General features: G+C 63.4%; 31 protein-coding genes. 15 read left to right on the top strand and 16 right to left on the bottom strand.

Features of this window, described 5'->3' with window-relative positions; translation table 11 throughout:
- Positions 1-18: 18 nt before the first annotated feature.
- Complete coding sequence (locus AC1D1N_RS14810) at positions 19-1431, bottom strand: aminotransferase-like domain-containing protein (RefSeq protein ID WP_477349322.1); 1413 nt, start codon at positions 1429-1431, stop codon at positions 19-21.
- A 94-nt stretch (positions 1432-1525) separates the two neighbouring features.
- Between AC1D1N_RS14810 and AC1D1N_RS14805 the strand changes: the two genes are divergently transcribed.
- The gene (locus tag AC1D1N_RS14805) at positions 1526-1771 is read left to right on the top strand and encodes a DUF1127 domain-containing protein (RefSeq protein WP_436259731.1); all 246 of its coding nucleotides are present in this window, start codon (positions 1526-1528) and stop codon (positions 1769-1771) included.
- A gap of 15 nt (positions 1772-1786) precedes the next feature.
- On the opposite strand, the gene AC1D1N_RS14800 is transcribed toward AC1D1N_RS14805, so the two are convergent.
- From AC1D1N_RS14800 to AC1D1N_RS14770, 7 genes are all read right to left on the bottom strand, one after another.
- Positions 1787-2431: a Pr6Pr family membrane protein gene (locus AC1D1N_RS14800; RefSeq protein ID WP_477349320.1), complete on the bottom strand. Its 645-nt coding sequence runs from the start codon at positions 2429-2431 to the stop codon at positions 1787-1789.
- A 4-nt stretch (positions 2432-2435) separates the two neighbouring features.
- Positions 2436-2846 (bottom strand): hypothetical protein, encoded by a 411-nt coding sequence (locus AC1D1N_RS14795; protein WP_436259732.1) that lies wholly within the window; start codon positions 2844-2846, stop codon positions 2436-2438.
- A 44-nt stretch (positions 2847-2890) separates the two neighbouring features.
- A complete protein-coding gene (gene purQ / locus AC1D1N_RS14790; RefSeq protein WP_112561440.1) occupies positions 2891-3559 on the bottom strand; it encodes a phosphoribosylformylglycinamidine synthase subunit PurQ in 669 nt (222 codons plus the stop codon).
- Positions 3556-3810: a restriction endonuclease subunit S domain-containing protein gene (locus AC1D1N_RS14785; RefSeq protein WP_477349317.1), complete on the bottom strand. Its 255-nt coding sequence runs from the start codon at positions 3808-3810 to the stop codon at positions 3556-3558. Before AC1D1N_RS14785 ends, purQ begins: the two co-directional genes overlap by 4 nt.
- A gap of 18 nt (positions 3811-3828) precedes the next feature.
- Positions 3829-4071, bottom strand: a complete 243-nt coding sequence (purS, locus tag AC1D1N_RS14780; RefSeq protein WP_023715988.1) for a phosphoribosylformylglycinamidine synthase subunit PurS — start codon at positions 4069-4071, stop codon at positions 3829-3831.
- Between the two features lie 29 nt (positions 4072-4100).
- The gene (gene purC / locus AC1D1N_RS14775; RefSeq protein ID WP_056594372.1) at positions 4101-4895 is read right to left on the bottom strand and encodes a phosphoribosylaminoimidazolesuccinocarboxamide synthase; all 795 of its coding nucleotides are present in this window, start codon (positions 4893-4895) and stop codon (positions 4101-4103) included.
- 105 nt (positions 4896-5000) lie between these two features.
- Entirely contained in the window at positions 5001-5123 is a 123-nt protein-coding gene (locus AC1D1N_RS14770) for a hypothetical protein (protein WP_352586686.1), read from the bottom strand.
- Between the two features lie 47 nt (positions 5124-5170).
- On the opposite strand from AC1D1N_RS14770, the gene AC1D1N_RS14765 reads away from it, so the two are divergent.
- Positions 5171-5491, top strand: a complete 321-nt coding sequence (locus tag AC1D1N_RS14765) for a DUF1476 domain-containing protein (protein WP_056562205.1) — start codon at positions 5171-5173, stop codon at positions 5489-5491.
- Positions 5492-5620: 129 nt separating this feature from the next.
- Positions 5621-6394 (top strand): HpcH/HpaI aldolase family protein, encoded by a 774-nt coding sequence (locus tag AC1D1N_RS14760; RefSeq protein ID WP_477349314.1) that lies wholly within the window; start codon positions 5621-5623, stop codon positions 6392-6394.
- A gap of 20 nt (positions 6395-6414) precedes the next feature.
- Here the strand turns inward: AC1D1N_RS14760 and AC1D1N_RS14755 are convergent, their stop codons facing one another.
- Positions 6415-6969, bottom strand: a complete 555-nt coding sequence (locus tag AC1D1N_RS14755; RefSeq protein WP_436259734.1) for an RBBP9/YdeN family alpha/beta hydrolase — start codon at positions 6967-6969, stop codon at positions 6415-6417.
- A 191-nt stretch (positions 6970-7160) separates the two neighbouring features.
- Here AC1D1N_RS14755 and AC1D1N_RS14750 point away from each other — a divergent pair, with 191 nt between their 5' ends.
- Positions 7161-7973 (top strand): VOC family protein, encoded by an 813-nt coding sequence (locus AC1D1N_RS14750; RefSeq protein ID WP_477349312.1) that lies wholly within the window; start codon positions 7161-7163, stop codon positions 7971-7973.
- A gap of 13 nt (positions 7974-7986) precedes the next feature.
- Here AC1D1N_RS14750 and purB read toward each other — a convergent pair whose 3' ends face one another.
- From purB to AC1D1N_RS14735, 3 genes are read right to left on the bottom strand one after another with little or no spacing between them, the layout of a single operon-like run.
- Complete coding sequence (gene purB / locus AC1D1N_RS14745; protein WP_477349310.1) at positions 7987-9294, bottom strand: adenylosuccinate lyase; 1308 nt, start codon at positions 9292-9294, stop codon at positions 7987-7989.
- Between the two features lie 59 nt (positions 9295-9353).
- A complete protein-coding gene (locus tag AC1D1N_RS14740; protein WP_436261976.1) occupies positions 9354-9818 on the bottom strand; it encodes a hypothetical protein in 465 nt (154 codons plus the stop codon).
- 56 nt (positions 9819-9874) lie between these two features.
- A complete protein-coding gene (locus tag AC1D1N_RS14735; RefSeq protein ID WP_477349308.1) occupies positions 9875-10600 on the bottom strand; it encodes a DUF2259 domain-containing protein in 726 nt (241 codons plus the stop codon).
- 138 nt (positions 10601-10738) lie between these two features.
- On the opposite strand from AC1D1N_RS14735, the gene AC1D1N_RS14730 reads away from it, so the two are divergent.
- Entirely contained in the window at positions 10739-10993 is a 255-nt protein-coding gene (locus AC1D1N_RS14730; protein WP_112561447.1) for a DUF2171 domain-containing protein, read from the top strand.
- Positions 10994-11006: 13 nt separating this feature from the next.
- On the opposite strand, the gene AC1D1N_RS14725 is transcribed toward AC1D1N_RS14730, so the two are convergent.
- On the bottom strand, positions 11007-12026 hold the full coding sequence (locus AC1D1N_RS14725; protein WP_436259738.1) for a P1 family peptidase: 1020 nt from the start codon (positions 12024-12026) through the stop codon (positions 11007-11009).
- The gene (locus AC1D1N_RS14720; RefSeq protein WP_477349306.1) at positions 12026-13096 is read right to left on the bottom strand and encodes a branched-chain amino acid ABC transporter substrate-binding protein; all 1071 of its coding nucleotides are present in this window, start codon (positions 13094-13096) and stop codon (positions 12026-12028) included. The genes AC1D1N_RS14725 and AC1D1N_RS14720 overlap by 1 nt, the downstream gene beginning before the upstream one ends.
- A gap of 180 nt (positions 13097-13276) precedes the next feature.
- Between AC1D1N_RS14720 and AC1D1N_RS14715 the strand changes: the two genes are divergently transcribed.
- Genes AC1D1N_RS14715 through AC1D1N_RS14685 form a run of 7 tightly spaced genes read left to right on the top strand, consistent with a single transcriptional unit; the run spans position 13277 to position 19615 of the window.
- Complete coding sequence (locus AC1D1N_RS14715; protein ID WP_352559750.1) at positions 13277-13804, top strand: flavin reductase; 528 nt, start codon at positions 13277-13279, stop codon at positions 13802-13804.
- Positions 13801-14730: an AAA family ATPase gene (locus tag AC1D1N_RS14710; RefSeq protein ID WP_477349304.1), complete on the top strand. Its 930-nt coding sequence runs from the start codon at positions 13801-13803 to the stop codon at positions 14728-14730. The genes AC1D1N_RS14715 and AC1D1N_RS14710 overlap by 4 nt, the downstream gene beginning before the upstream one ends.
- A gap of 4 nt (positions 14731-14734) precedes the next feature.
- Positions 14735-15985, top strand: a complete 1251-nt coding sequence (locus tag AC1D1N_RS14705; RefSeq protein ID WP_477349302.1) for a vWA domain-containing protein — start codon at positions 14735-14737, stop codon at positions 15983-15985.
- 44 nt (positions 15986-16029) lie between these two features.
- Positions 16030-16368 (top strand): XdhC family protein, encoded by a 339-nt coding sequence (locus tag AC1D1N_RS14700; protein WP_023734542.1) that lies wholly within the window; start codon positions 16030-16032, stop codon positions 16366-16368.
- Positions 16369-16374: 6 nt separating this feature from the next.
- Entirely contained in the window at positions 16375-17079 is a 705-nt protein-coding gene (locus AC1D1N_RS14695; RefSeq protein ID WP_477349300.1) for an XdhC family protein, read from the top strand.
- The gene (locus AC1D1N_RS14690; RefSeq protein WP_477349298.1) at positions 17076-18686 is read left to right on the top strand and encodes an NTP transferase domain-containing protein; all 1611 of its coding nucleotides are present in this window, start codon (positions 17076-17078) and stop codon (positions 18684-18686) included. Before AC1D1N_RS14695 ends, AC1D1N_RS14690 begins: the two co-directional genes overlap by 4 nt.
- A 32-nt stretch (positions 18687-18718) precedes the next feature.
- On the top strand, positions 18719-19615 hold the full coding sequence (locus tag AC1D1N_RS14685) for an alpha/beta hydrolase (RefSeq protein ID WP_477349296.1): 897 nt from the start codon (positions 18719-18721) through the stop codon (positions 19613-19615).
- A 15-nt stretch (positions 19616-19630) separates the two neighbouring features.
- On the opposite strand, the gene AC1D1N_RS14680 is transcribed toward AC1D1N_RS14685, so the two are convergent.
- Positions 19631-20680, bottom strand: coding sequence for a DUF1176 domain-containing protein (locus AC1D1N_RS14680; RefSeq protein WP_477349294.1), 1050 nt, complete (start codon positions 20678-20680; stop codon positions 19631-19633).
- A 139-nt stretch (positions 20681-20819) separates the two neighbouring features.
- Here AC1D1N_RS14680 and AC1D1N_RS14675 point away from each other — a divergent pair, with 139 nt between their 5' ends.
- On the top strand, positions 20820-21326 hold the full coding sequence (locus AC1D1N_RS14675) for a DUF1993 domain-containing protein (RefSeq protein WP_352586712.1): 507 nt from the start codon (positions 20820-20822) through the stop codon (positions 21324-21326).
- A gap of 58 nt (positions 21327-21384) precedes the next feature.
- Here the strand turns inward: AC1D1N_RS14675 and AC1D1N_RS14670 are convergent, their stop codons facing one another.
- Positions 21385-21549: a hypothetical protein gene (locus AC1D1N_RS14670; RefSeq protein WP_192253608.1), complete on the bottom strand. Its 165-nt coding sequence runs from the start codon at positions 21547-21549 to the stop codon at positions 21385-21387.
- 48 nt (positions 21550-21597) lie between these two features.
- Between AC1D1N_RS14670 and AC1D1N_RS14665 the strand changes: the two genes are divergently transcribed.
- Positions 21598-21837, top strand: a complete 240-nt coding sequence (locus tag AC1D1N_RS14665) for a hypothetical protein (RefSeq protein ID WP_477349292.1) — start codon at positions 21598-21600, stop codon at positions 21835-21837.
- 125 nt (positions 21838-21962) lie between these two features.
- Entirely contained in the window at positions 21963-22430 is a 468-nt protein-coding gene (locus AC1D1N_RS14660; protein ID WP_477349290.1) for a hypothetical protein, read from the top strand.
- Positions 22431-22473: the final 43 nt, after the last annotated feature.

Genomic DNA, 22473 nt, shown 5'->3' with positions numbered 1-22473 from the left:
AATTAAGCCTCAACGGGGTCAGGAAGAGCTGTCGTAGCCGGCGCGGCCTTCCTCCAGCAGCCGCCGGATCACCGCGACGCCGCCAGCGATGTCCTCGCGCCGCCTTGGCTGCGAAACGCCGAAACGAACACCGTGGAAAACCTGCTCGGAGCGCCCCGCCTTGAACTCGTCCTCGTCGTCGAGGAGCACTCCATTTTCGAGGCATGCACTACGGAAGGTGCCGGACAGCCAGGGGTCGGGCAAGGTGAGCCAGACGAAGGGCACGCTGTCGTGTGACTTGAAGGCGAAGCCGGCCAGAGTCTCGCGCACGATGGCGATGCGGGCGGCGATTTCGGCGATGCTGCGCCGGCGGATATCGCCGGCCTGCCCGGACAGCACCAGCCGCGCATTCACCTCCGCCAGCAGGAACGGCATGCCGCCGGTCATCATCTTGTGGGCGACGCGGATGCGATGGCGATAGGCGGGCGGGCAGGAGAGCCAGCCGCCGCGGACGCCGGCGGCGACCGATTTCGACAGGCCACCGGCAACGATGGTGCGCTCGGGCGCATATTCAGCGATGAGCGGCGTCAGGTCCTCGGTCAGACCGCCATAGAGATCGTCCTCGATGAGGATGACATTGTACTCGCGCGCGACGCGCGCGATCGCCTCGCGACGCGAAACCGACAGGATCGCCAGCGTCGGGTTCTGCACCGTCGGCATCAGGAAGATCATTTTCGGGTGCTTTTGCGCGCAGACGCGCTCAAAATCCTCGGGATCGAGACCTTCCTCGTCCGATGCCACCAGTGCAATGCGCCGCCCGATCAGCCCGGCGCTGCGGGCGATCTGCGAATAGGTCAGGTGCTCGAAGGCGACATAGTCGCCAGGCGTGGTCAGCGCCGCGATCGCCGCCATGACAGCGGCATGGGTGCCGAGCGTGGGAACGATGGTCTCGGCCGCCGGGCGGAACGAATTGCGCGATAGCCAGCGGGCACCGGCCTCGAACCAGCGATCCGGAAAATCCCTGGTGTAGCTGGAAATCTCATGCGGGTGATCCTGCACCGTGCGCTGCAGCATGTCGGCAACAATAGCGCCCTGGCCGATGTCGGGCGCGGCCGTGCTGTCGAAGCGCAATTTGCCGGGCGGCGCATCGACATAGCGCGTGCCTTGCACGGCGGGCTCGGCGAATTCGGGGCTCGCCGCTTCCGATTGCTGGGCCAGAACATAGGTCCCGCGTCCGACCTCGCCGCTCACCAGCCCTCGCTCGCGCAGCAACTGATAGGCCCGGCCGATCGTGCCGACCGTGGTGCCGATGTCATAGGCGAGATCGCGCTGCGGCGGCAATTTTGCACCGGCGTCGATGATGCCCTTGTCGATATCCGACTCAATGCTGTCGGCAAGGCGCTGATAGAGCGGGCCGGAACCGGTGGTGAGGTCAGGAAGCCAATTTGTCATGGTGACAATTTTGTATATTGCACCGAATTAGGAGTCAATACATATCAGCGCCGTACCGAAATGGGTACAATTTGCAACCTTGGCAGAAAAGACAATGGATACATCAGAGACAATCCGCTGCGCGGGCATTGAACTGGTCGGGCCGCGCCCGTCGGGCCGGCGAGGCTTTGTCAGCCGCATCGTGCAGGTGGTCAGGTCGCTGGCGCAGCAGATCGACGCGCTGATCGAGCGCCGTCGCGGCCGCTTGGCCCTGCTGGAAATGACCGACGAGCAGCTTAAAGATATCGGTGTGTCGCGTTCCGATGCCTACCGCGAAGGGATCCGGCGCTTCTGGGACTGACCCGGGACCGTCCAGTCAGCGACGGACGCCCGGTGCCCTGAGGCGTGAGACGCCCTTGTCGGCAAGCACGGCGAGGATGCACAGCACCAGAAAAACCCCGGTGACGACCAGCGCCGCAAGCGCGACGCTGGTCACGCCGTTTGTCGCAACGTCCAGGAACGGGTAGGGCACTTCGCCCGCGATCGGCGCCCGCGCCAGCGCATAGGCGAGATAGGCGATCGGATAGGTCATCCACCAGGAGATGTCGCTCCAGCGTGTCCTGCCGTCGGCGCCCGCCACCAGCCACCACAGCACGAACAGCACCGGCGTCACATAGTGCAGCAGCACGTCGCAGAATAGAAACAGGCCCTGCGGCTGCCAGAGCTGTGCCAGAACCGTGGCATAGACAATGAACACCAGCGCAATGGAAACCGCGACGCCTGCGCGCATCCGCGGTCCGGCAAAGGCGGGCAGCCAGGCATAGCCGCTGGGTGACAGCAGCGAGGTGTGGACCAGCACTGCGCCGATGTTGGTCAGGATGGTGAAGAAGCTGAACAGGAAGATGATCGAGCCGAGAAAACTACGGCCAGCTTCCATCGACGCCGGGATGGTGATGCAGGCTTGCAGGACAAGCCCGGCCAGACCAATGACCAATCCCGCAATCTGCAGGAAGCGGCCCATGGCGTCAGGCGGCCGCGTTACACGAGGGATTGCCCGTCTGCCAGCGCGCAATGTCGGAGCCGATGCGAGCGCCGAGCGGATCGTCCATCAGCGGACCGAACACGTCGATGCGGCTGGAATTGCCTTGCGCCTGGACGACCAGCAAGGGCTTGCCGCCATAATGCTTGGCAGGAACCAGCAGGAAGCGCGGCGTGCCGCTGAACGAATTCAGCTCATTGGCCATCTGGTACGACTTGAAGGCGGGATCCTTGCTGGCGATCCAGCATTTGTGGGCGGATATCGCCACCTGTTCCATGGCGAGCAGCGAAGCGCTCTTGCCCGCAGGCGCCGGCGCGCTCTTCGGGCTGGACTGGCAGGATGCCAACGCCAAGCCGGCGGCGATCAGGAGAGCCATCCGGGCAATCGTCAGTCTCATGGTCAGCCGCCCCCGCGCTTTGAAAGGAATTTCGAAAAAGGATATCAGGCGGCGATGCCGAGCGCGCCTTCGAACAGCGCCCGCCCGTCGCTGCCGCCATGCGCGGCCTCGATCAGGTTCTCCGGATGCGGCATCAGGCCGAGCACATTGCCTTTTTCGCTGATGATGCCGGCAATGTCGTTGATCGAGCCATTGGGATTGGTGCCTTCGGCATAACGAAACACCACCTGTCCTTCGCCTTCGAGGCGGGCAAGCGTGTCGGCATCGGCAAAATAGTTGCCGTCATGATGCGCCACCGGCGTGCGGATGATCTGGCCCGGCTGGTAGCGGCGGGTGAACATGGTGTTGGCGTTCGCGATTTCGAGCTTCACCTGCCGGCAGACGAATTTCAGCGACGCATTGCGCATCAGCGCACCGGGCAGCAGGCCGGCCTCGACCAGGATCTGGAACCCGTTGCACACACCGATGACCATGACGCCCTTTGCCGCCTTTTCCGCCACCGCCCGCATGACAGGCATGCGCGCGGCAATGGCGCCGCAGCGCAGGTAGTCGCCAAAGGAGAAGCCGCCGGGGATGGCGATCAGGTCGACATCGGGGATTTCAGTGTCGGTCTGCCAGACGGTGGCCGGCGCCTGGCCGGAGATCTTGGTCAGCGCCGCAATCATGTCGCGGTCGCGGTTGAGGCCAGGCAGGAGGACAACAGCGGATTTCATTTCGGTTCGTAAGGCCTCTGTTTTTCGGCTAGCTCGCGCAACTCGAGGCGCTGCTCAATCCGTTCAAGACGTTGATCGATGCGGCCGGTTATGGCGTAGATGTTGTTGACGTCCGTTTGTGTGCTCAATGCCGGCAGCCTGATTGCAACAATCTCGTGCTTGACCTCGCCGAGGCCACTCTCAAGCCGATCCATTCGTGAATGGATTTTCTTGAGAAGCTCGTACATCAGCTCGTTCGTGACTTCCGTCATCGGTGCCTCGGCACAACCCTAGGTAAGCGTCACACTATAGTTCTCAATCACCGTGTTCGCCAGCAGCTTGTCGCACATGGCTTTCAGATCTGCCTCGGCCTTGGCCTTGTCGGTCTCGGCAAGCTCGAGGTCGAACACCTTGCCTTGCCGCACCTGGCCGACGCCGCCGAACCCCAGCCCGGACAGGGCGTGCTCTATGGCTTTTCCCTGGGGGTCGAGCACGCCGTTCTTGAGGGTGACGGTGATGCGGGCCTTGATCATGCTGGACAGGTTCCTGTTCGAGTATGGGTTTAGTGCGGCTTGCCTTTGATGCCTTCGGTCGAGGCGACAAGCACCGGGCCGGTCGGGCGCGGCGGCTCGTTCTCGTTCATGATGCCGAGGCGGCGGGCGACTTCCTGATAGGCTTCGACGAGGCCGCCCATGTCGCGGCGGAAACGGTCCTTGTCGAGCTTGTCCTGGGTCGCCACGTCCCACAGCCGGCACGAATCCGGCGAGATCTCGTCGGCAACGACGATGCGCATCATGTCGCCCTCGAACAGGCGGCCGCATTCGATCTTGAAGTCGACGAGCTGGATGCCGACGCCCATGAACAGGCCGGAGAGGAAGTCGTTGACGCGGATGGCGAGCGCCATGACGTCGTCGATCTCCTGCGGGGAAGCCCAGCCGAAAGCGGTAATATGCTCTTCCGACACCATCGGGTCGTCGAGTGCATCGGCCTTGTAATAGAATTCGATGATCGAGCGCGGCAGAACGGTGCCTTCCTCGATGCCGAGGCGCTTGGACAACGAACCGGCGGCGACATTGCGCACCACCACTTCGAGCGGAATGATCTCGACTTCCTTGATCAACTGCTCGCGCATGTTGAGCCGGCGGATGAAGTGGGTCGGAATGCCCATGCGGTTCAGATGATTGAAGATGTACTCGGAAATGCGGTTGTTGAGCACGCCCTTGCCATCGATGACCTCGTGTTTCTTCTTGTTGAACGCGGTCGCATCATCCTTGAAGAACTGGATCAGCGTGCCCGGTTCTGGTCCCTCATAGAGGATCTTGGCCTTGCCTTCATAAATGCGGCGGCGATTTTTCATCTGATTTTTTCTCTGGATTTGCGGGCAGGCGGCAAGCGACCAAGTCCTGTCCGTCTGCCCAAATTAGTGCGGCGACGGGTGGGTTCAATGCCGGGTCTATCCCAATCACAGCGTTTGCTCAATCGGCAAATCCTTCTCGTTGACCGCTTTCAGGAATGAAATGCCGCAGCGCAGCAAGTGATGTAGCATATTGACCGACCCGCGCCCTTTTGGTTTGTGCTGCGGCAACACACATATCCACCGCCAACGCGAATCGATTTCACCGGAGGGAAGCCATGAGCAGCATGAAAGACCGCGAAGAGGGTTTTGAGCGCAAATTCGCCTTCGACGAAGAACTTCGCTTCAAGGCCTCCGCACGCCGCAACAAGGCGCTTGGCCTGTGGGCCGCCGAAAAGCTAGGCAAGTCCGGCGCTGACGCTGACGCCTATGCCAAGGAAGTGGTTGTTTCCGACATCGAGGAAGCCGGCGATCACGACGTGTTCCGCAAGATCCGCAAGGATTTCGACGCCGCCGGCGTCGACCAGTCCGACCATCAGATCCGTCGCACCATGGATGAATTGATGGCGCAGGCGATCGAGCAGATCAAGAACACCTGATTCCAGCCACTTCTGGACCAATCGACCGCCCGGCCCAGCCGGGCGGTTTTTCTTTGCCTTTTCAGCCTTTTCCGGCTGAAACTGTGCGCAGGCCTGTTGAAGGGCCCGTGCCAACAAGGAAAAGCGCCGATGTCCCTGAAATCACGCATGGCGGCGGATGAAACGCTGTTCACCGCCTGGTCCGGGGTTCCGGACGCTTTGACGGTCGAAATCATCGCCAAGCAGGGTTTTGACGCCGTCACGCTCGATATGCAGCATGGCGGACACCACGAAGACTCGGTCTTGCGCGGCCTGGTGCCGGTGCTCGCAGCCAACAAGCCGGCGCTGGTGCGCATTCCGGTTGGCCGCTTCGACATGGCCAGCCGTGCGCTCGATTTCGGCGCCGAGGCGGTGATTGCGCCGATGGTGAACTCGGTGGCCGATGCAAAGCTGTTCGCCGCCGCGATGAAATACCCGCCGCTCGGCGAACGCTCCTGGGGTCCGACCTATGCCTTTCCGCGCCACGGCAAGGGCGACCATGCCGAGTGGCTGCGCGACACCAATCAGCGCACCATGGCCTTCGCCATGGTCGAAACGCGCGCCGCGCTCGATGCGCTGGACGGCATTCTCGATACGCCCGGCATTGACGGCATCTTCCTCGGTCCATCGGATTTCTCGATCGCCTGGTCGAACGGCGCCACCATCAACTCGACGCTGGAAAGCATGATGGAAACCGTCGCCTCCATCGCCGAGCGCACACGCAAGGCTGGCAAGCATGCCGCCATCTACGTCGTCGAGCCGGCGATAGCCGGCCGCGTCGTGGCAATGGGCTACCGGCTGCTGGCGATGGGCTCGGACCACGCGCTGATTTCACTCGGCGCAAAAACCCTCATCAAAAGCATGAACGATTCGATCAAGGGCTAAGGCGCGACGCCTTCCCCCGGTCAGGCCTTGAGGTCGGTCAGGAACTTGGCAAAGGTCATCGATCCCTCGGGCCACGGGCCGAAGCCGGCGTCCTCATTGAGGTGACCGGTTTCGCCGGCATCGATGAACAGCGAACCCCAGGCGCCGGCAATGTCCTCGGCAACCTCGAAGGCGCAGAACGGATCGTTGCGGCTGGCGATCACGATGGACGGGAAGGGCAGCGGCTCGCGCGAATAGGGGCCGAAGGTCATCAGGTGCCTCGGCCTTATCTCCGGGTTGGCGACATCGGGCGGCGCGACAAAGAAGGCACCAGCGACCGGCTTCGTGAATTGCGGAATGGCCTGCACCGCGGCTGCCACGCCCAGCGAATGGGCAACGATCACCACCGGCCGCTCCGCTTCGTTGACGGCGTTCGCCACGCTCGCTGTCCAGTCCTCGCGCACCGGCTTCGACCATTCGGCCTGCTCGACCCGGCGCGCCGTCGACAGTTTGGACTGCCAGCGTGTCTGCCAGTGTTCCGGGCCTGAGTTGGTGTAGCCCGGCACGATCAAGATATCTGCGTCTTTGACTTTCATGCCGCTGAGATAGCGAGCAGCTCTGTCTCGTGCAACCATGCTGATGCACGCATTGCATCACAATTGTGAACAACGTGTTCGATTCTTTCCGTCTTGTGTGAACGATCGGGATAGACGATCTGAAATGTCAGATTGAGACCATCGACAGAATTGCTGGGGCGCCTCGGACGGTGCGCCGAATGGAGAGTTTTATGAGCGAACTGCCTTTTGCCGCGACTACCCCAGTCAGTGTATCACGCGTTGGCCTGAAGGCGCGCGATGCCGAGAGCCTCGCGGCCTATTACCGTGCCGTTGTCGGCCTGCAGGAATTGAGCCGCGCCGACGGCGCGATCACGCTGGGCGCCGCGGAGCGCCCGTTGCTGGTCATCGAGCCTGACGCGGCGGCCAAGCCAGACGATCCGCGCAGCGCCGGCCTGTTCCACACCGCTTTCCTGCTGCCCAGCCGCGCCGATCTCGGCCGCTGGATCAACCATGCTGCCGCCAACAAGATCCGCATCGAGGGCGCCTCCGACCATCTGGTCAGCGAGGCGCTGTACCTGACTGACCCCGAAGGCAACGGCATTGAAATCTATAGAGACCGCCTGCCGGAAGAGTGGAAGTGGAACGGCGACAAGATCGCCATGGCGACCGAGCGGCTGAACCTGGCCGCCGTGGCTGCCAGCGTGCCAGCCGGAGACGCCGGCTGGCAGGGCGCGCCGCAAAACAGCATTGTCGGCCATGTCCATCTGCGCGTCGGCCGGCCGGAGGACGCCGAGGCCTGGTGGCACCAGGAGTTCGGCTTCGACACGGTGGCCAAATATGGCGGCCAGGCGGTGTTCCTGTCGTCCGGCGGCTACCACCATCACATTGGTGGTAATTCGTGGCACAGCGCCGGTGCCGGCCGCCGCGACCCGTCTCGCACCGGCCTTGCCTGGGTCGAGATGCGGTCGGACAATGTGACCAAGGAAACGAGCCGCGAGGATCCGTGGGGCACGGTGATTAGGACGGTTCCCGGCAAGGCGTGATTTGAAGGTTGCGTCAAGCTTCCCCAAAAACCCGCTTGAAGATCGTGTCGACATGCTTGGTGTGATAGCCAAGGTCGAATTTCTCGCGGATCTCGACTTCGGGCAGCGCTGCGGTGACCTCCTTGTCGGCCAACAGTTCCTCAAGGAAATCAGCGCCTTGTTCCCACACCTTCATGGCGTTGCGCTGTACCAGACGGTAGGCGTCCTCGCGTGATACGCCGGCCTGCGTCAGCGCCAAAAGCACGCGCTGCGAATGCACCAGGCCGCGGAACTTGTTCATGTTCTTCAGCATGTTGTCGGGATAGACCAGCAATTTGTCGACGACGCCGGTCAGCCGCGACAGCGCGAAATCCAGCGTCACCGTGGCGTCCGGTCCGATCATGCGCTCGACCGACGAGTGCGAGATATCACGCTCGTGCCAGAGCGCCACATTCTCCATCGCCGGCAGCGCCATGGAGCGCACCATGCGGGCAAGGCCGGTGAGGTTTTCGGTCAGCACTGGGTTGCGCTTGTGCGGCATGGCCGACGAGCCTTTTTGACCCGGCGAAAAATACTCTTCCGCTTCCAGCACCTCGGTGCGCTGCAGATGGCGGATCTCGGTCGCCAGCCGCTCAACCGACGAGGCGATGACGCCAAGCGTGGCGAAGAACATGGCGTGGCGGTCGCGCGGGATGACCTGCGTCGACACCGGTTCCGGCTTCAGCCCCAGCTTTTTAGCCACATGCTCTTCGACATAGGGGTCGATGTTGGCAAAGGTGCCGATCGCGCCCGATATGGCGCAGGTCGCGATATCCTCCCGCGCGTGCACCAGCCGCTCGCGGCAGCGCGAGAACTCGGCATAGGCTTGCGCCAGCTTGATGCCGAAGGTGGTCGGCTCGGCATGAATGCCGTGGCTGCGGCCGATGGTGACGGTGTCCTTGTGCTCGAAGGCGCGGCGCTTCAGCGCGGCGAGCAGGCCATCCAGATCGGCGAGCAATATGTCGCTGGCGCGGCTGAGCTGCACCGCAAGGCAGGTGTCGAGAACATCCGACGAGGTCATGCCTTGGTGGATGAAACGCGCATCCGGCCCGACGAATTCGGCGAGATGGGTGAGGAAGGCAATGACGTCGTGCTTGGTGACGGCCTCGATCTCGTCGATCTTGCCGACATCGAATTTGGCCGCATTGCCCTTTTCCCAGATGGTCTTGGCAGCTTCCTTGGGGATGACGCCCAACTCGGCCAGCGCATCGCAGGCATAGGCCTCGATTTCGAACCAGATGCGGAAGCGGGTTTCCGGCGACCAGATGGCGACCATTTCCGGCCGGGAATAGCGAGGGATCATCCGTCAGTCCTGATATGTCGGTGGTTAAGTCCGCCTCCTAACAGAGGCGGACCAAATGCTCAACGCTGCTGGTGCGCAAACCACACGCTGGCGACGGCAAGCGCGATGAATCCGAGTGGAAAATAGAGCCGCACGCCCAGCACCACGAACTGATAGAGCGCCGTCAGCGAGGTGAACACCAGTTCGAACGCCCAGAGGACGGTGAAAGCCTCGGCGTGCCATTCGGCGTAGTAGGAGCGGTATTGCAGGGCAAACAGCCCGCCAGTGAAGGCGAGTGTCGCGGCAAGCAGGCAGATGAAGGCGGCGGCAAACGCCACTTCCGACGGCCGGCCGAGCGAGAGCAGCCGCGCCGCAAACAGGCCGAAGGGGAAGGCAAGTGCTGCGCCCATGGCATAGAGCAGGACGACGAACCGGATCTTTTCCGGCGTCTCCCAATTGTCGAGCCAAAGCCCGGTCAGCGCGCTAGCGCCCATCGCCACCGCCCACAGCAAGGCGCCGAGAAGCGCCGCGACCGTCGACGGCACCGCGCGGCGGACACGGTTGCCGGCGCGCTGGCGCCAGCTGGGTTGATCGAGCGCTGTCACAGGCGGCCGGTCACGGCGATCCAGCGAAAATCCGGCCCTTCGAAGCCGTATTGGCGCACCGCGATCAGCACCGCATAGGCGCTGATACTGTCCATCGAAAAGGTCTGCACCGCTCCGATCCGGTAGCCGTTCGGGCAGCCGCGGCTTTTCGGGATCGATTTGTCCTCATGCAGAAGATGCGTCTGGCCGCCATCCCGGGCTTCGATGCGCAGCAACCGAAAACCATCGATCTCGCCCTGGCTCTCACAGCCCGCCGTATTGTTCATACCGATCTCGTCGAGCCGGAATTCGAGTGGCGGATCGACCGGCGAAAAGATCGGCCGCGGGTTGACCACCATGCGGAACGGGTCGGCCGACAGCTCGGTCACCGGGTTGAAGCCGGCGGTGATGCCGCGGTTCGCGGTAAGCTCGGCCTGGGCAATGATGACTTCGCCTTTTTGCCTCGCCTGCAGGCGGGCCGCGTCCAGCGAGGCGTTCTCGTCCTCCAGCCGGACCCGGATCGGCGTGCCTTTCAGGAAGGTGTCGTCGGCGGTGTCGATGTAGTAGCGGTTGGCATAGGGAAAGCCCGATCCATCCGCGACGCCGTATTCCTCGAAGGCGAAGACACCGCCATCCTTGGTAAAACCGAGGATCTCGAGCTGGGCGACATCGCCCGCCCGGGCGGCGATGCCGGATGCCAGCTGCACCAGCAGGCAAACGCCAATCAGGACAAGATTTCGCATCGGGGTTCCCGCTCCGGCCGCCATGGTTCGATCGTTCCCTATCATGAGACAGTCAAAACATCGTGCTATGCAAAAGGCGATGCATCCAATTGCGCTTCTGTTTGTTATCGTCGATCGCTTTCAAAAGGAGAACTCCCCATGACCGAGGCCAGCAAGATTCGCGAACATATGGAAGTGGTCGGCGCCGACGGCGTTCATCTCGGCACCGTCGACAAGGTCGAGGGCGACCGGATCAAGCTGACCAAGGCCGACAGCGGCATGGGTGGGCACAAAGGCCATCACCACTACATTCCCTTAAGCCTGCTGGCCGAGGTCGATGGCAAAAAAGTCTGGCTGTCGGCGAATTCGGACGTCGCGGTCAGCTTCGAGGAAGAAAAGTCCGACCCAACATGATCGGATTACCTGCCTAGCGCGACGACCACACCGGAAACAGATCGCCATCGGCCGGCGTCGCGGCATGGATGCCGCGGCTGATGGCACGCGCCATGGTGGCACCGGCGGCGGCAAAGAAGTCGACGGCCTCGTCGGCGCCAAGCTCGATGCCACTCTTGCCGGTTGCCAGCGCGAACACCAGATCGCCGTCGGCCGGCGTGTGCACCGGCCAGATGGCACGCACGAAGCCATCATGCGCCGATATGGCCAGCCGTTTGGCCGCCGCCTTGGTCAACACGGCGTCGGTGGCAATGACGGCGATGGTGGTGTTGCCGCCGGCCTCGCCCGTCCCACCCACACGCCTGTCGCGGTATTTCAAAAGGATCCGCCTGGCGTCGTCCGGCATGGGCGAGGGATAGCCAAGTCCGCCGAACTCATCGCCGATCTCGAACGGTGCGGCCCAGAAATAACGCGTCCGCGCTATCGTCACCGAGCCGGTCGGGTTCGCGGCGGCCAGCGCGCCGATAGTGACGCCGCTGTCGAGCACGGTCGAGGCCGAGCCCAGGCCACCCTTCAGCCCGGAACTGAGCGCGCCGGTACCGGCGCCGACGGTGCCGAGCGGAAAGTCGATCGCAGCGGTTTGCGCGGCTTCGTAGCCGAGGTCGCGGTAGGGCGGATAGCGTCCCCAATCCTTGTCGCCGCCATTGCGGAGGTCGAACAGTATCGCCGCTGGCACGATCGGCACGCGAAAACCGCCGACATCGACGCCGATGCCCTTTTCGCGCAACGCCGCCTGCACGCCCGAGGCGGCATCCAGGCCGAAGGCCGAGCCGCCCGAGAGCACAACGGCATGAACCGCTTCGATGGAATTGTGCGGTTCGAGCAGGTCGGTTTCGCGCGTGCCCGGCGCACCGCCCAGGATTTGCACCCCACCCACCGCCGGCTCGTCGCACAGCACGGTGGTGACGCCGGATTTCAGCCTGGCATCGGATGCGTTGCCGACCCGCAAGCCGGCGACATCGGTGATCAAATTGCGCGGCCCGGTGCGGAACATCAGTTCGTCTCCGCCGGCACGAAACGCGTCCCGTTGAAGCGGAAGGCGCGATAGAGGTTTTGGGTCAGATCGCCTTTGTCGTCGAACCGCAGTGGGCCGATCGCGGTGTTGAAGTCATACCCGGTGAGCGCGTCCGCGAGCCCCTTGCCAGAGGTCTCGGCTGCCGCAGAGGCCGCCTTGGCTATTTCCACCGCGGCATAGGCCGGTAATGTGTAGCCGTCCGGCGTGATGTTTTTGGCCGCAAATGCCACCAGCACCTTGGGATCGGCGACATCGGCCCATTCCGGCGGCGCGACCATCAGCGTGCCGACGGCGTAAGGCACGTCACCGGGTGGCGTGCGCAAGTTCTCGCCGCCGGCAAAGGTGATGCCGGCCTCCAGCTGGCTGGCGTCACGGCCCATAATCGCGATGTCGTCGCCGTCGCCGCCGGCAAAGACATGCGTCGCGCCGGCCTTCTTCAGCCGTCCGATCAGCCCGATCTGGTTATCGAGTTGCGGCCGGAACGTGTCGGTGAAGACCGGCTTCAGCGCCGCCTGCTCGGCTACTGCCCGCAGCGTCTCGGCGATTTCGCGGCCATAGATGGTGCCATCGTCGACGATGGCGAACAGTTCGTTCTGCCACAGCCGGGTGAGGATGGCGGCCACCGCATTGCGTTCGTCGTCGCCCCGCGGCCCCAGCCGATAGACCAGCCAGCCGGTCTTGGCGCGGCGATCGGTCAGGCTTTCGGTGCGCACGCCGACAGTGACGACCGGTATGTTGGCGTCCTTCAGGATCGGCAGCGCCGCCTGGATTGCCTCGGTGCAGAGGAAGCCGACGACAACATTGACCTTCGCAGCGGCGAATTCCCTGGCGGCGGCAGCGCCGCCATCGGCGGTGCAGGCATCGTCGACCGTCTTGATCTCGGCGCCGTTGGCTTCCGCTGCCAGGGCAGCGCCGGCCTCGATCTGCTTGCCGAGGATCGCCGACGGGCCGGACAGAGGGGCTGCGACGCCGACCCGCAGCGTCTGAGCGCCGGCGCTTGCCGGCAACAGCCAGAGCAGTGCCGCTATTACAGCTGTTAGGGGTCGCATTCTGACGAAGAATTCCTCCGTGCCGGTCGCATGCTTCCAGCGTCTCTTGCGCCAAGACCTAAAGGCTGCCCGCCCCAGGCGCAACACGCGAATTTGCGGATTGGCGTCAAGCACTTCGCTTGTGGCCTATTGTGTGCCGCCATATATAACGCTTGGATTCCCGCTTATGGAAAATCATCGGTGCTGAAGTTGAACGACATAGGGCCGCAGGCCTATCGCGACGCGATGGCGCATTTTGCCGGCCACGTCCATGTGGTGACCACCGACGGTCCCGCCGGCAAGCGCGGCACGACAGTGATCGCCGCCTGCTCGGTGTCGGACACGCCGCCGACGGTTCTCGTCTGTCTCAACCGCGAAAATGCCAAGAACGAACTGTTCGTGCAAAACGGCCGGTTTGCGTTGAACACGTTGGCTTCGCACCAGCAGCCGCTATCGGTGGCGTTTTCAGGCCTGACCGGCCTGTCGTCCGATGCGCGTTTCGCGCTCGGCGAGTGGGATGTCATATCGACCGGCGCCCCGACCTTGAAGGGCGCTCTCGCCGTTTTCGACTGCGAATTGATCGACACTAAGGATCTCGCCACCCATCGTGTGCTTTTTGGCAAGGTGACAGGTCTGCGCATGGGCGATAATTTGCGGCCGCTGATCTACCACGCCCGCGACTACCACGTGCTGGAAAGCGGAGCAGAGGCGTCAACGGAGAAAGAATGACCGAGCTGAAACCGCGCCCCGCGCCGGGGACGATCGACGAAACGCTCGATCTCCTGACCGGCGCGGACTATGTCGCGGACCGCTCGCTGGCAACGGTCCTGTTCCTTTCGCTGCGCATGCAGCGGCCGCTGTTCCTCGAAGGTGAGGCCGGCGTCGGCAAGACCGAGATCGCCAAGGTGCTGGCGCAGGCGCTCGGCCGCCGGCTGATCCGCCTGCAATGCTATGAAGGCCTCGACGTCTCCTCCGCCGTCTACGAGTGGAACTACGCCGCGCAGATGATCGAGATTCGCATGGAGGAGGCGGCAGGCTCGGTCGACCGCTCCGACATGGAGCGCAATGTCTTCTCCGAAAAATACCTGATCCGCCGCCCGGTGCTCGATGCGCTGACCGGCAAGGCCGGTGCTGCCCCGGTGTTCCTGATCGACGAGCTCGACCGCACCGACGAGGCTTTCGAGGCGTTCCTGCTCGAGATCCTGTCCGACTTCCAGGTGACGGTGCCCGAGCTCGGCACCATCAAGGCGGAAGAGCCGCCGATCGTCATTATCACCACCAACCGCACCCGCGAAATCCATGACGCGCTGAAGCGGCGCTGCCTCTATCATTGGGTCGACTATCCCAACGCCGAGCGCGAGCTGGAGATCGTGCGCCGCAAGGTGCCGCAAGCCAACAGCCGGCTTTCAGCCGAAGTGGTGTCGTTCATCCAGAAGTTGCGCCAGGTCGAGCTGTTCAAGGCGCCGGGTGTTGCCGAAACCATCGACTGGGCCGGCGCGCTGACCGAACTCGACAAGGTGGCGCTCGACCCCGAGACCGTATCCGACACAATCGGCGTTTTGCTGAAATACCAGGACGACATTGCCCGCATCGGCGCGGGCGAGGGCCGACGCATCCTCGACGAGGTCAAGGCCGAGCTTGCGGCGGCGGAGTAGGATAGTGAAGGCGCCGCATCCCGACCCCAGAGAGGCGACGGAAGACGGGCGCATAGCCGACAACATCGTCTATTTCGCCCGCACCTTGCGCAAATCAGGCATGCGCGTCGGGCCGGCCTCGGTCAAGGATGCGATCGAGGCGGTGCTCGCCGCCGGCATCGGCTCTCGCGACGATTTCTACTGGACGCTGCATGCCGTGCTGGTGTCCAGGCACGAGGATCATCCTGTCTTCGACGAAGCCTTCCGGCTGTTCTGGAAATCGCGCGAACTGATCGAAAAGCTGCTGGCGATGTTTTCGCCGGTGGCGCCCGACACCAGGGAGAAACAAAAGCCCCGCGCCGCTGAAAACCGTGTCAGCCAGGCGATGTTCGAAGGCCATCATAAGAACCAGCCGGTCAAGGAAATCCCTGAGTTCGAAGTCGACGCTCGCTTCAGCTTCTCCGGCAACGAGGTGCTGCGCGGCAAGGACTTTGCCCAGATGGACGCCGCCGAGATGGCCGAAGCCAAGAAGGTTATCGCCGAGCTGCGACTGCCCTTCGACATGGTGCGGACGCGGCGGTTCAAGGCCGACCCGCATGGCCGCCGCATCGATCCGCGCGCCATGATGCGGTCGGCCGCGCGCACCGGTGGCGACTTGATCCTGCCGAAATTCCGCTCGGCCCGCGAAGTCCATCCGCCGCTGGTGGTGCTCGCCGATATCTCCGGTTCGATGAGCCAGTACACGCGCATCTTCCTGCATTTCCTGCATGCACTGACCGAGAAGCGGAGGCGCGTGCACGCCTTTGTTTTTGGCACACGGCTGACCAACCTGACGCGGCAGATGCGCCATCGCGACCCCGATGCCGCCCTTGCCGACTGCTCGGCGGCGGTCAAGGACTGGTCCGGCGGCACCCGCATCGGCGACACGCTGGCCGAGTTCAACAAGCAGTGGTCGCGCCGTGTGTTGGGGCAGGGCGCGGTGGTGCTTTTGATCACCGACGGGCTGGAGCGCGACGATGTCACCGGCCTGTCGGAAGAGATGGAGCGACTGCACAAATCCTGCCGGCGGCTGATCTGGCTGAACCCCTTGCTGCGCTTCGAAGGCTTCGAGGCCCGCGCCCGGGGCGTCAAGGCGATGCTGCCGCATGTCGATGAGTTCCGCTCGGTGCACAATCTCGATGCGCTGGCCGACCTCTGCGCCTCGCTGGACAAGAAATCGGCTGCTTCGGTCGATCCGCGCCGCTGGCTGGAAGCTGGCATCAGGCGCGCAGCATAGCCATATGTTTACTTCTGCAAAAACAGACTCTGAGAGAAGCGATCATGGACAACAGCATCTATCTCGATGAGGCCCGCGACCCGCTGATCATCGCGGAAGGCTGGATGAAGGATGGCAAGGATGTCGCCATTGCCACCGTGGTCGAGACCTGGGGTTCGGCGCCGAGGCCTGTCGGCAGCCATCTGGTCATCGATGCCGAAGGCAATTTCCACGGCTCGGTCTCCGGCGGCTGCGTCGAGGGTGCGGTGGTGAGCGAGGCGATCGACGTCATCGATTCCGGCAAAGCCAAGATGCTGGAATTCGGCGTTGCCGACGAAACCGCCTGGCAGGTCGGCCTGTCCTGTGGCGGCCGCATCAAGGTCTATGTGGAAAGACTGGGCTGACCGCTGATGGATCCCTACGCCCTCAAAACACTGAATGCAGAACGCCGCGCCCGCCGCGCCGCGATCCTGGTCACCGATCTCGGCGACGGCCGCGACCGCATCGTGCGCGAGGGCGATTCTGTCGCCGGCGAACTCGGGCAAGCGATCGCCAAGGCGTTTCGGTCGGGCAGTTCGGGCTCGATCGAGGCAGAGGGACGGACCTTCTTTCTCAACGCGCATCTGCCGCAACCGCGCCTGGTGGTGATCGGCGCCGTCCATATCAGCCAGGCGCTGGCGCCCATGGCAAAGATCGCTGGCTATCCCCTCGAAATCGTCGATCCGCGTACCGCCTTTGCCACGCCGGACCGATTTCCCGATGTCGCGCTGCATGCCGAATGGCCCGAGGATGTGCTGAAGCGCCAACCGCTCGACAGCTACACGGCGCTCGCCGCCGTTACCCATGATCCGAAGATCGACGATTTCGCGCTGAAGGCGGCACTCGATGCCAATTGCTTCTATATCGGCGCGCTCGGTAGCCGCAAAACCCACGCCAAGCGCGTCGAGCGCCTGCTGGCGCTGGGCGCCAGCGCCGACCAGATCGGCCGCATTCACGCGCCGATCGGCCTCGACATCGGTGCCGCCAGCCCGGCTGAAATTGCTGTTGCCGTGCTGGCGCAGACCATCCACGCCTTTCGCTCACGCGGTCTCGAAGCGAAAGGCGCTGCGGCGTGAAATTCGGGCCGGTTCCGATCGACCAAGCCGAAGGCGCGGTGCTCGCGCATGCCACCACGGCCGGCGAGCGACGTTTCCGCAAGGCGCACAGGCTGAGCGCCGAGGACGTCTCGGCGCTGAAAGCAGCCGGCATTGCCGAGATCGTCGCGGCGGTGCTTGCAGCCGATGATCTCAGCGAGGATGCGGCGGCCGAGAAGATCGCCGCAAGCATGGCCCACCGCAACATCGAGGCGAAACCGGCTGCAACCGGCCGAGTGAACCTCCATGCCAAGGCGGCCGGCGTCTTCACCGTCGATGCCACAATGATCGACGCCATCAATGCGGTCGACCCGACCATTACCATCGCCACGCTGGCGCAGCATGCGCCGGTCGAGAAGGGCCAGATGGTGGCGACGGTCAAGATCATCCCGTTCGCCGTTGCCTCGGCCCTGGTCGATGCGGTGGCGAAAATCTGCGCCGGCGGCGAGATCTTCGCCGTCAATGCCTACCAGCCGGTGCGCATCGGCGTCATCCAGACGGTGCTACCGGGCATCAAGGCCAGCGTGCTCGACAAGACGCTGCGCGTCACCGAGGCGCGGCTGGCGCGCTCCGGCGCCCGGCTGACCGCCGAGCGCCGCACGCCGCACGAGGTTGCGCCCGTCGCCGAGGCCGCGGCCGCGTTGGCGCGCGACAACGACATGGTGGTGATCTTCGGCGCCTCGGCGATGAGCGATTTCAGCGATGTCGTTCCGGCGGCGATCGAGAAGGCTGGCGGCACGGTCATCCGCGCGGGCATGCCGGTCGATCCCGGCAATCTGCTGGTGCTCGGCACGCTCGATGGCAAGCGCGTCATCGGCGCGCCGGGCTGTGCCCGCAGCCCCAAGGAGAACGGCTTCGACTGGGTGCTCGACCGGCTGATCGCCGGTCTTGACGTGACAGCCAAGGACATCGCCGGCATGGGCGTCGGCGGGCTTCTGATGGAGATCCCGACCCGGCCGCAGCCGCGCGAGCCGCTGCCCACGAGAGCCGGGTTGAAGGTCGACATCGTGCTTCTCGCCGCCGGCCGTTCCAGCCGCATGGGCGGGCCCAACAAGCTGCTCGCGCTGTTCGACGGCAAGCCGCTGGTGCGCCGCACCGCCGAACGCGCGCTTGGTTCGAAGGCATCCAGCACCGTCGTTGTCACCGGCCATCAGCGCGAGCGGGTGCGCCAGGCCCTGGCTGGCCTGGACGTGATCTTCGCCGACAATCCGGATTTCGCCGACGGCCTCTCCTCGTCGCTCAAAGCCGGCATCGCCCGGGTTGGAGCCGATGCCGCCGGTGCGATGATCGTCCTCGGCGACATGCCGGGTATCTCCTCGGCCGATCTCGACAGGCTGATCGAGGCCTTCCGTAGGGACGGCGGCCATTCGGTGGTGCGCGCCGCGCATGACGGCCGCCGCGGCAATCCGGTGCTGTTGCCGCGCGCGCTGTTTCCAGCCATCGCCCATCTCGAAGGCGACACCGGCGCCCGCCATCTGGTCGAAGCCGAAGGGCTTGATGTCATCGACGTCGAGATTGGTGACGGTGCATCGATCGATGTCGACACCCGCGAGGCGCTGGAAGACGCCGGCGGCGTGCTGCAGGATTGACAAACCGAAGCTGAAAAACGCATGGCTGAGGGATGGCTCTTCGCTTCCAACTCTCCCGCGCGCTGCTCACCGCAATCGCTCTTTCGCTGTCCGCAGCCAACGCCGATGCCCTCGAATTAAAACCCTACAAGGACGACCTCTTCGCCTATCCGGCGACGCTCTCGTCCACGGACAAGGGCGCCTACACGGTCATCGACTACCGCGAGATGCGTGACATCAATGCCCGCGACGAGGTGCCGGAAAAGCGCGTGCACGCGCAGTATACCGACACCGGCGTGCGCAAGGTGCAGCAGGATTTGATGCTGAAGACCGATGCCGGCGATGTCAGGCATGTCGCCGTCGGCAAGACCGAGGGCGCCGGCATCATCGTGCTCTACCTGCACGGGCAGGGCGGCAGCCGCAAGCAGGGCGTCGACGACTTCACCTTCGGCGGCAATTTCAACCGCATCAAGAACCTGATGGCCGGCAATGGCGGCCTCTATCTCAGCCCTGATTTTACAGATTTCGGCGACAAAGGCGCAGCCCAGGTCGCCGCACTGATCGCCCATTATGCCGAGTCCTCGCCGGACGCAAAAATCTTCGTCGCCTGCGGCTCGATGGGCGGCGCGCTGTGCTGGAAGCTGGCCGGCCGCAACGATACGGGACGGCGCATAAACGGGCTGCTGCTGCTCGGCTCGCTATGGGATGAAAGTTTCCTGTCGAGCCCGGCCTACAGGCGCCATGTACCGGTCTTTTTCGGCCAAGGCAGCAAGGACCCGGTCTTTCCCGTGGAGAAGCAGGAAGCCTTCTTCCGCTCCATCATCGCGAACTCGAAAGCCTATCCCTATCCGACACACTTCGTCCGTTTTGAAACGGGCACCCACGGCACGCCGATCCGCATGGTCGACTGGCGCGAAACGCTGAACTGGATGCTGTCGAAAGCGCCCTGAGCCGATGGCAATCGATCAAGGCGCGGTGTTGTAGTCGACCACCGTCTGCGGGTTTTCCTCGCCGTCATAGGACGCGTCCACGTCGTACTGGACCAGCGAAAAATCACCGTTGCGGAACAGATAGGTGCCGCTGTCGGAGGCATCGCCGACACCACGCCATTTGTTGAACGTGCGGATCGTCCTGGTTTCTTCGTCATATTCGGGATTGGTCGCCCAGCCTGTCGTGTGGAAGCCGGTGACGGTCACACCGAGCAGTTTGCCGTCGCTGTCGTTGTTCTCGTAACGGATATCCAGTTCCGGCTCGGCGAACTGCAGCTGCAGCACGCCGCCAAGCGCGTCGGTCATGTAGTAGACCGAGGCGGTATTGTAGGCAGCGGCAGAACAGTAGAATTCGAAAAGCCGTGTCTCCTTGTCGGGATCGCCTTCAGCTGCATCCTTGTCCTTGTACTTGATCGAAAAAGCGTTCGGCTCCTCGCCGAGGAATTGCTTGTCGCACTGGTCGCCATAAGTCGCCAGGAAAGCCTTCTTGGCCTGTTCGAGCGCGATATCCTTCTTTGGCGGCGGCGGTCCGTCGCCGCAGCTTGCCGGCAGCGCTTCCTCGAAATCGGCCTTGGACGGCTTCAGCGCGCCCTTGTCGATGAAGATCGGCCGGAACGGCGGGGCCTGAATGTCTGCACTGACCTGGCGCAGCGTGTAGCAGCCGGCGAACACCGCCTCGTTGCCGTCCTTGTCGGTGGCACGAATGGCAACAGGGACGCTGTAATAGATGCTGCCGGCCGCGCCCTCATCCGAAACGTCGCCGGTTTCGACATCGACCTTTTCGGTGCCGTCATAGCCCTTGACGAAGGCGTCAAAATCCTTTGCCGGCTTGGTATCGCCATAATAGCCCCAGGCGCGGGCGAATTCGTGCCGGTTGATGGCGCTGTAAAGCGAACGAACGACGGCATCGGCGCTTGATCGGTCGTCGACGTAGGGCACTTCGGGTGTGTCTTCGGCAGCCAGCGCGGCTTGGCGTATCGTGGCAAGGGAGAAGAGTGCAACTGCTGCGAGAAAGATGCGCTTCATCGGGAATCTCCGCACGGTAACGAAGATTCTACCACACTGATTGCGGCGGCGCGGTGACGCATGGCTGCAGTAGCTTGAACAATCGTCGGCGAAAGCGCTAGGTCGCGCCTTCGGCGCTCGGGCCGCAGGGAGAATCAAGATGACGATATCGATGTACGAGGCCTCGGTGCCCGTGTTTTCGGCCAGGCTGAAGGCGCTCTCAACTGTGCTGTCGACTGCCGAACAGAATGCGGCCGACCGCAAGATCGACCCGCAGGTGTTTTTGACCGCAAGGCTGGCGCCCGACATGTACGCGCTGGTGCGGCAGGTGCAGGTCGCCACCGACCATGCCAAGGGCGCGCCGTCGCGGTTGGCCCGCCGCGAAGTGCCGAAATATGAGGACAATGAAGCGACCTTCGCCGAGCTTCAGGCGCGCCTCGCCAAGACGCTCGAGCTTCTGGCGTCGTTCTCGGCCGCCGAATTCGATGGCTCGGATGACAGGATCGTCGAACTGAAATTTGGCCAGCGCGAGGTCTCGATGCCCGGGCTGCAGTATTTGCTGCACGTCGCCATGCCCAACTTCTATTTCCACGTCACCACGGCTTACGACATCCTTCGCCACAACGGCGTGCCGCTGACCAAGGGTGCCTATCTCGGGAATCGTTGAGGAATTCGGCGTTCCGAGGTTTCCCGGTCGCTGCCGGGAAACCTCGTCTTGCGCTGGTTCAGCGCATCGACATTTCGCGCGCGATGCGCGGGAAATCGGCCGGCTTGATGCCGACGTCGGCGCGGTCGGCGTTGCTCATCGAATGCAGCAATGCCAGTGCCGAGCGGTAACGCTGATGCTCCTGCGGACGCGGACGAGCAAACATTTCAGTGAAGAACCCCATGATTCGGCCCCTTAGTTGATCCTCCACAGCACCGAATATAGGGAAAATATGAAGATTGTGCAGTGCAGCATTTGCATGGCAGCCATGCCGGGCGATTTCTTTTCGGCACAATCAGCTCATTGGCTGAAACTTTTGGCTGATGCGGACCGTATGCGTAGACGCTGGCACATGGCCGGCTTTTCCTCGCCACTCCTGGCGAATTTTCCGGGCTGCATGAAAGTGCAGTCCGGCTTTTTGTTGAGCTTCCCGCACCATCAGGCGGCCCGCGCAAGTCTGGCGAACGCCTAAACTCGTTAAGATCAGTGGCATTCATTTTTAACGAGCCGGTTCTATGGTGGGGCGGGCTCTATTCACACGCTCACGGTTAAAACGAGGGGGAGGCTGACATCGGCGCCAAGCGGGATTTCGCTTCCTTGCTCGACGATCTGTTCGTCACCTCCGACAAGGACGAGGCTGGTGAGGAGACAGGCGCGCGGCCGTCGATCCCGTTCGACTATCTGTCCGTGGCCGACGAGCTTCATTCCGGCCGCATCAAGGTCTCCGGCGAAACCTTCACCGCCGAATATCGCGAGTCTGGGTCCGATCTTGCCGCCGAATTCGCCGCACTTCTCGACCAGGCCAAGCTGGCACTGGCCGGCGAGGAAGCAAAGCCCGAGGAAAGACTGCCGCCGATCGATCCCGAGGCGATCGCCGTCGAGCTCGGTCTCGATCATCCCGTCAAGAACGCCGATCTCGGCCGCATGCGCCGCAGCTTTGCCTTTGCCAATCATCCTGATCGCGTCGCGCCGCATCTTCGCCAGCGCGCCATGATCCGCATGCAGGTCGCCAACATGCTGATCGACGAAGCCAAGCGGCGCGCGGTGGCCGGCGCCCGGCGCTGACTTTTCCAGGGTTCACACAAAAGTCGGTCGGCTGAGGCTTGGA

Source organism: Mesorhizobium sp. P2_B5, from assembly GCF_056404775.1.
The sequence above is the reverse complement of the archived record's forward strand: the minus strand, read 5'-3'. Positions and strand labels throughout refer to the sequence as shown.

Bases quoted from the DNA above. Each gene is read 5' to 3' on its own strand.
- AC1D1N_RS14810 (WP_477349322.1), bottom strand. From the start codon at position 1,431: ATGACAAATTGGCTTCCTGACCTCACCACCGGTTCCGGCCCGCTCTAT.
- AC1D1N_RS14805 (WP_436259731.1), top strand. From the start codon at position 1,526: ATGGATACATCAGAGACAATCCGCTGCGCGGGCATTGAACTGGTCGGG.
- AC1D1N_RS14800 (WP_477349320.1), bottom strand. From the start codon at position 2,431: ATGGGCCGCTTCCTGCAGATTGCGGGATTGGTCATTGGTCTGGCCGGG.
- AC1D1N_RS14795 (WP_436259732.1), bottom strand. From the start codon at position 2,846: ATGAGACTGACGATTGCCCGGATGGCTCTCCTGATCGCCGCCGGCTTG.
- purQ (WP_112561440.1), bottom strand. From the start codon at position 3,559: ATGAAATCCGCTGTTGTCCTCCTGCCTGGCCTCAACCGCGACCGCGAC.
- AC1D1N_RS14785 (WP_477349317.1), bottom strand. From the start codon at position 3,810: ATGACGGAAGTCACGAACGAGCTGATGTACGAGCTTCTCAAGAAAATC.
- purS (WP_023715988.1), bottom strand. From the start codon at position 4,071: ATGATCAAGGCCCGCATCACCGTCACCCTCAAGAACGGCGTGCTCGAC.
- purC (WP_056594372.1), bottom strand. From the start codon at position 4,895: ATGAAAAATCGCCGCCGCATTTATGAAGGCAAGGCCAAGATCCTCTAT.
- AC1D1N_RS14765 (WP_056562205.1), top strand. From the start codon at position 5,171: ATGAGCAGCATGAAAGACCGCGAAGAGGGTTTTGAGCGCAAATTCGCC.
- AC1D1N_RS14760 (WP_477349314.1), top strand. From the start codon at position 5,621: ATGTCCCTGAAATCACGCATGGCGGCGGATGAAACGCTGTTCACCGCC.
- AC1D1N_RS14755 (WP_436259734.1), bottom strand. From the start codon at position 6,969: ATGAAAGTCAAAGACGCAGATATCTTGATCGTGCCGGGCTACACCAAC.
- AC1D1N_RS14750 (WP_477349312.1), top strand. From the start codon at position 7,161: ATGAGCGAACTGCCTTTTGCCGCGACTACCCCAGTCAGTGTATCACGC.
- purB (WP_477349310.1), bottom strand. From the start codon at position 9,294: ATGATCCCTCGCTATTCCCGGCCGGAAATGGTCGCCATCTGGTCGCCG.
- AC1D1N_RS14735 (WP_477349308.1), bottom strand. From the start codon at position 10,600: ATGCGAAATCTTGTCCTGATTGGCGTTTGCCTGCTGGTGCAGCTGGCA.
- AC1D1N_RS14730 (WP_112561447.1), top strand. From the start codon at position 10,739: ATGACCGAGGCCAGCAAGATTCGCGAACATATGGAAGTGGTCGGCGCC.
- AC1D1N_RS14725 (WP_436259738.1), bottom strand. From the start codon at position 12,026: ATGTTCCGCACCGGGCCGCGCAATTTGATCACCGATGTCGCCGGCTTG.
- AC1D1N_RS14720 (WP_477349306.1), bottom strand. From the start codon at position 13,096: ATGCGACCCCTAACAGCTGTAATAGCGGCACTGCTCTGGCTGTTGCCG.
- AC1D1N_RS14710 (WP_477349304.1), top strand. From the start codon at position 13,801: ATGACCGAGCTGAAACCGCGCCCCGCGCCGGGGACGATCGACGAAACG.
- AC1D1N_RS14700 (WP_023734542.1), top strand. From the start codon at position 16,030: ATGGACAACAGCATCTATCTCGATGAGGCCCGCGACCCGCTGATCATC.
- AC1D1N_RS14695 (WP_477349300.1), top strand. From the start codon at position 16,375: ATGGATCCCTACGCCCTCAAAACACTGAATGCAGAACGCCGCGCCCGC.
- AC1D1N_RS14685 (WP_477349296.1), top strand. From the start codon at position 18,719: ATGGCTCTTCGCTTCCAACTCTCCCGCGCGCTGCTCACCGCAATCGCT.
- AC1D1N_RS14680 (WP_477349294.1), bottom strand. From the start codon at position 20,680: ATGAAGCGCATCTTTCTCGCAGCAGTTGCACTCTTCTCCCTTGCCACG.
- AC1D1N_RS14675 (WP_352586712.1), top strand. From the start codon at position 20,820: ATGACGATATCGATGTACGAGGCCTCGGTGCCCGTGTTTTCGGCCAGG.
- AC1D1N_RS14670 (WP_192253608.1), bottom strand. From the start codon at position 21,549: ATGGGGTTCTTCACTGAAATGTTTGCTCGTCCGCGTCCGCAGGAGCAT.
- AC1D1N_RS14665 (WP_477349292.1), top strand. From the start codon at position 21,598: ATGAAGATTGTGCAGTGCAGCATTTGCATGGCAGCCATGCCGGGCGAT.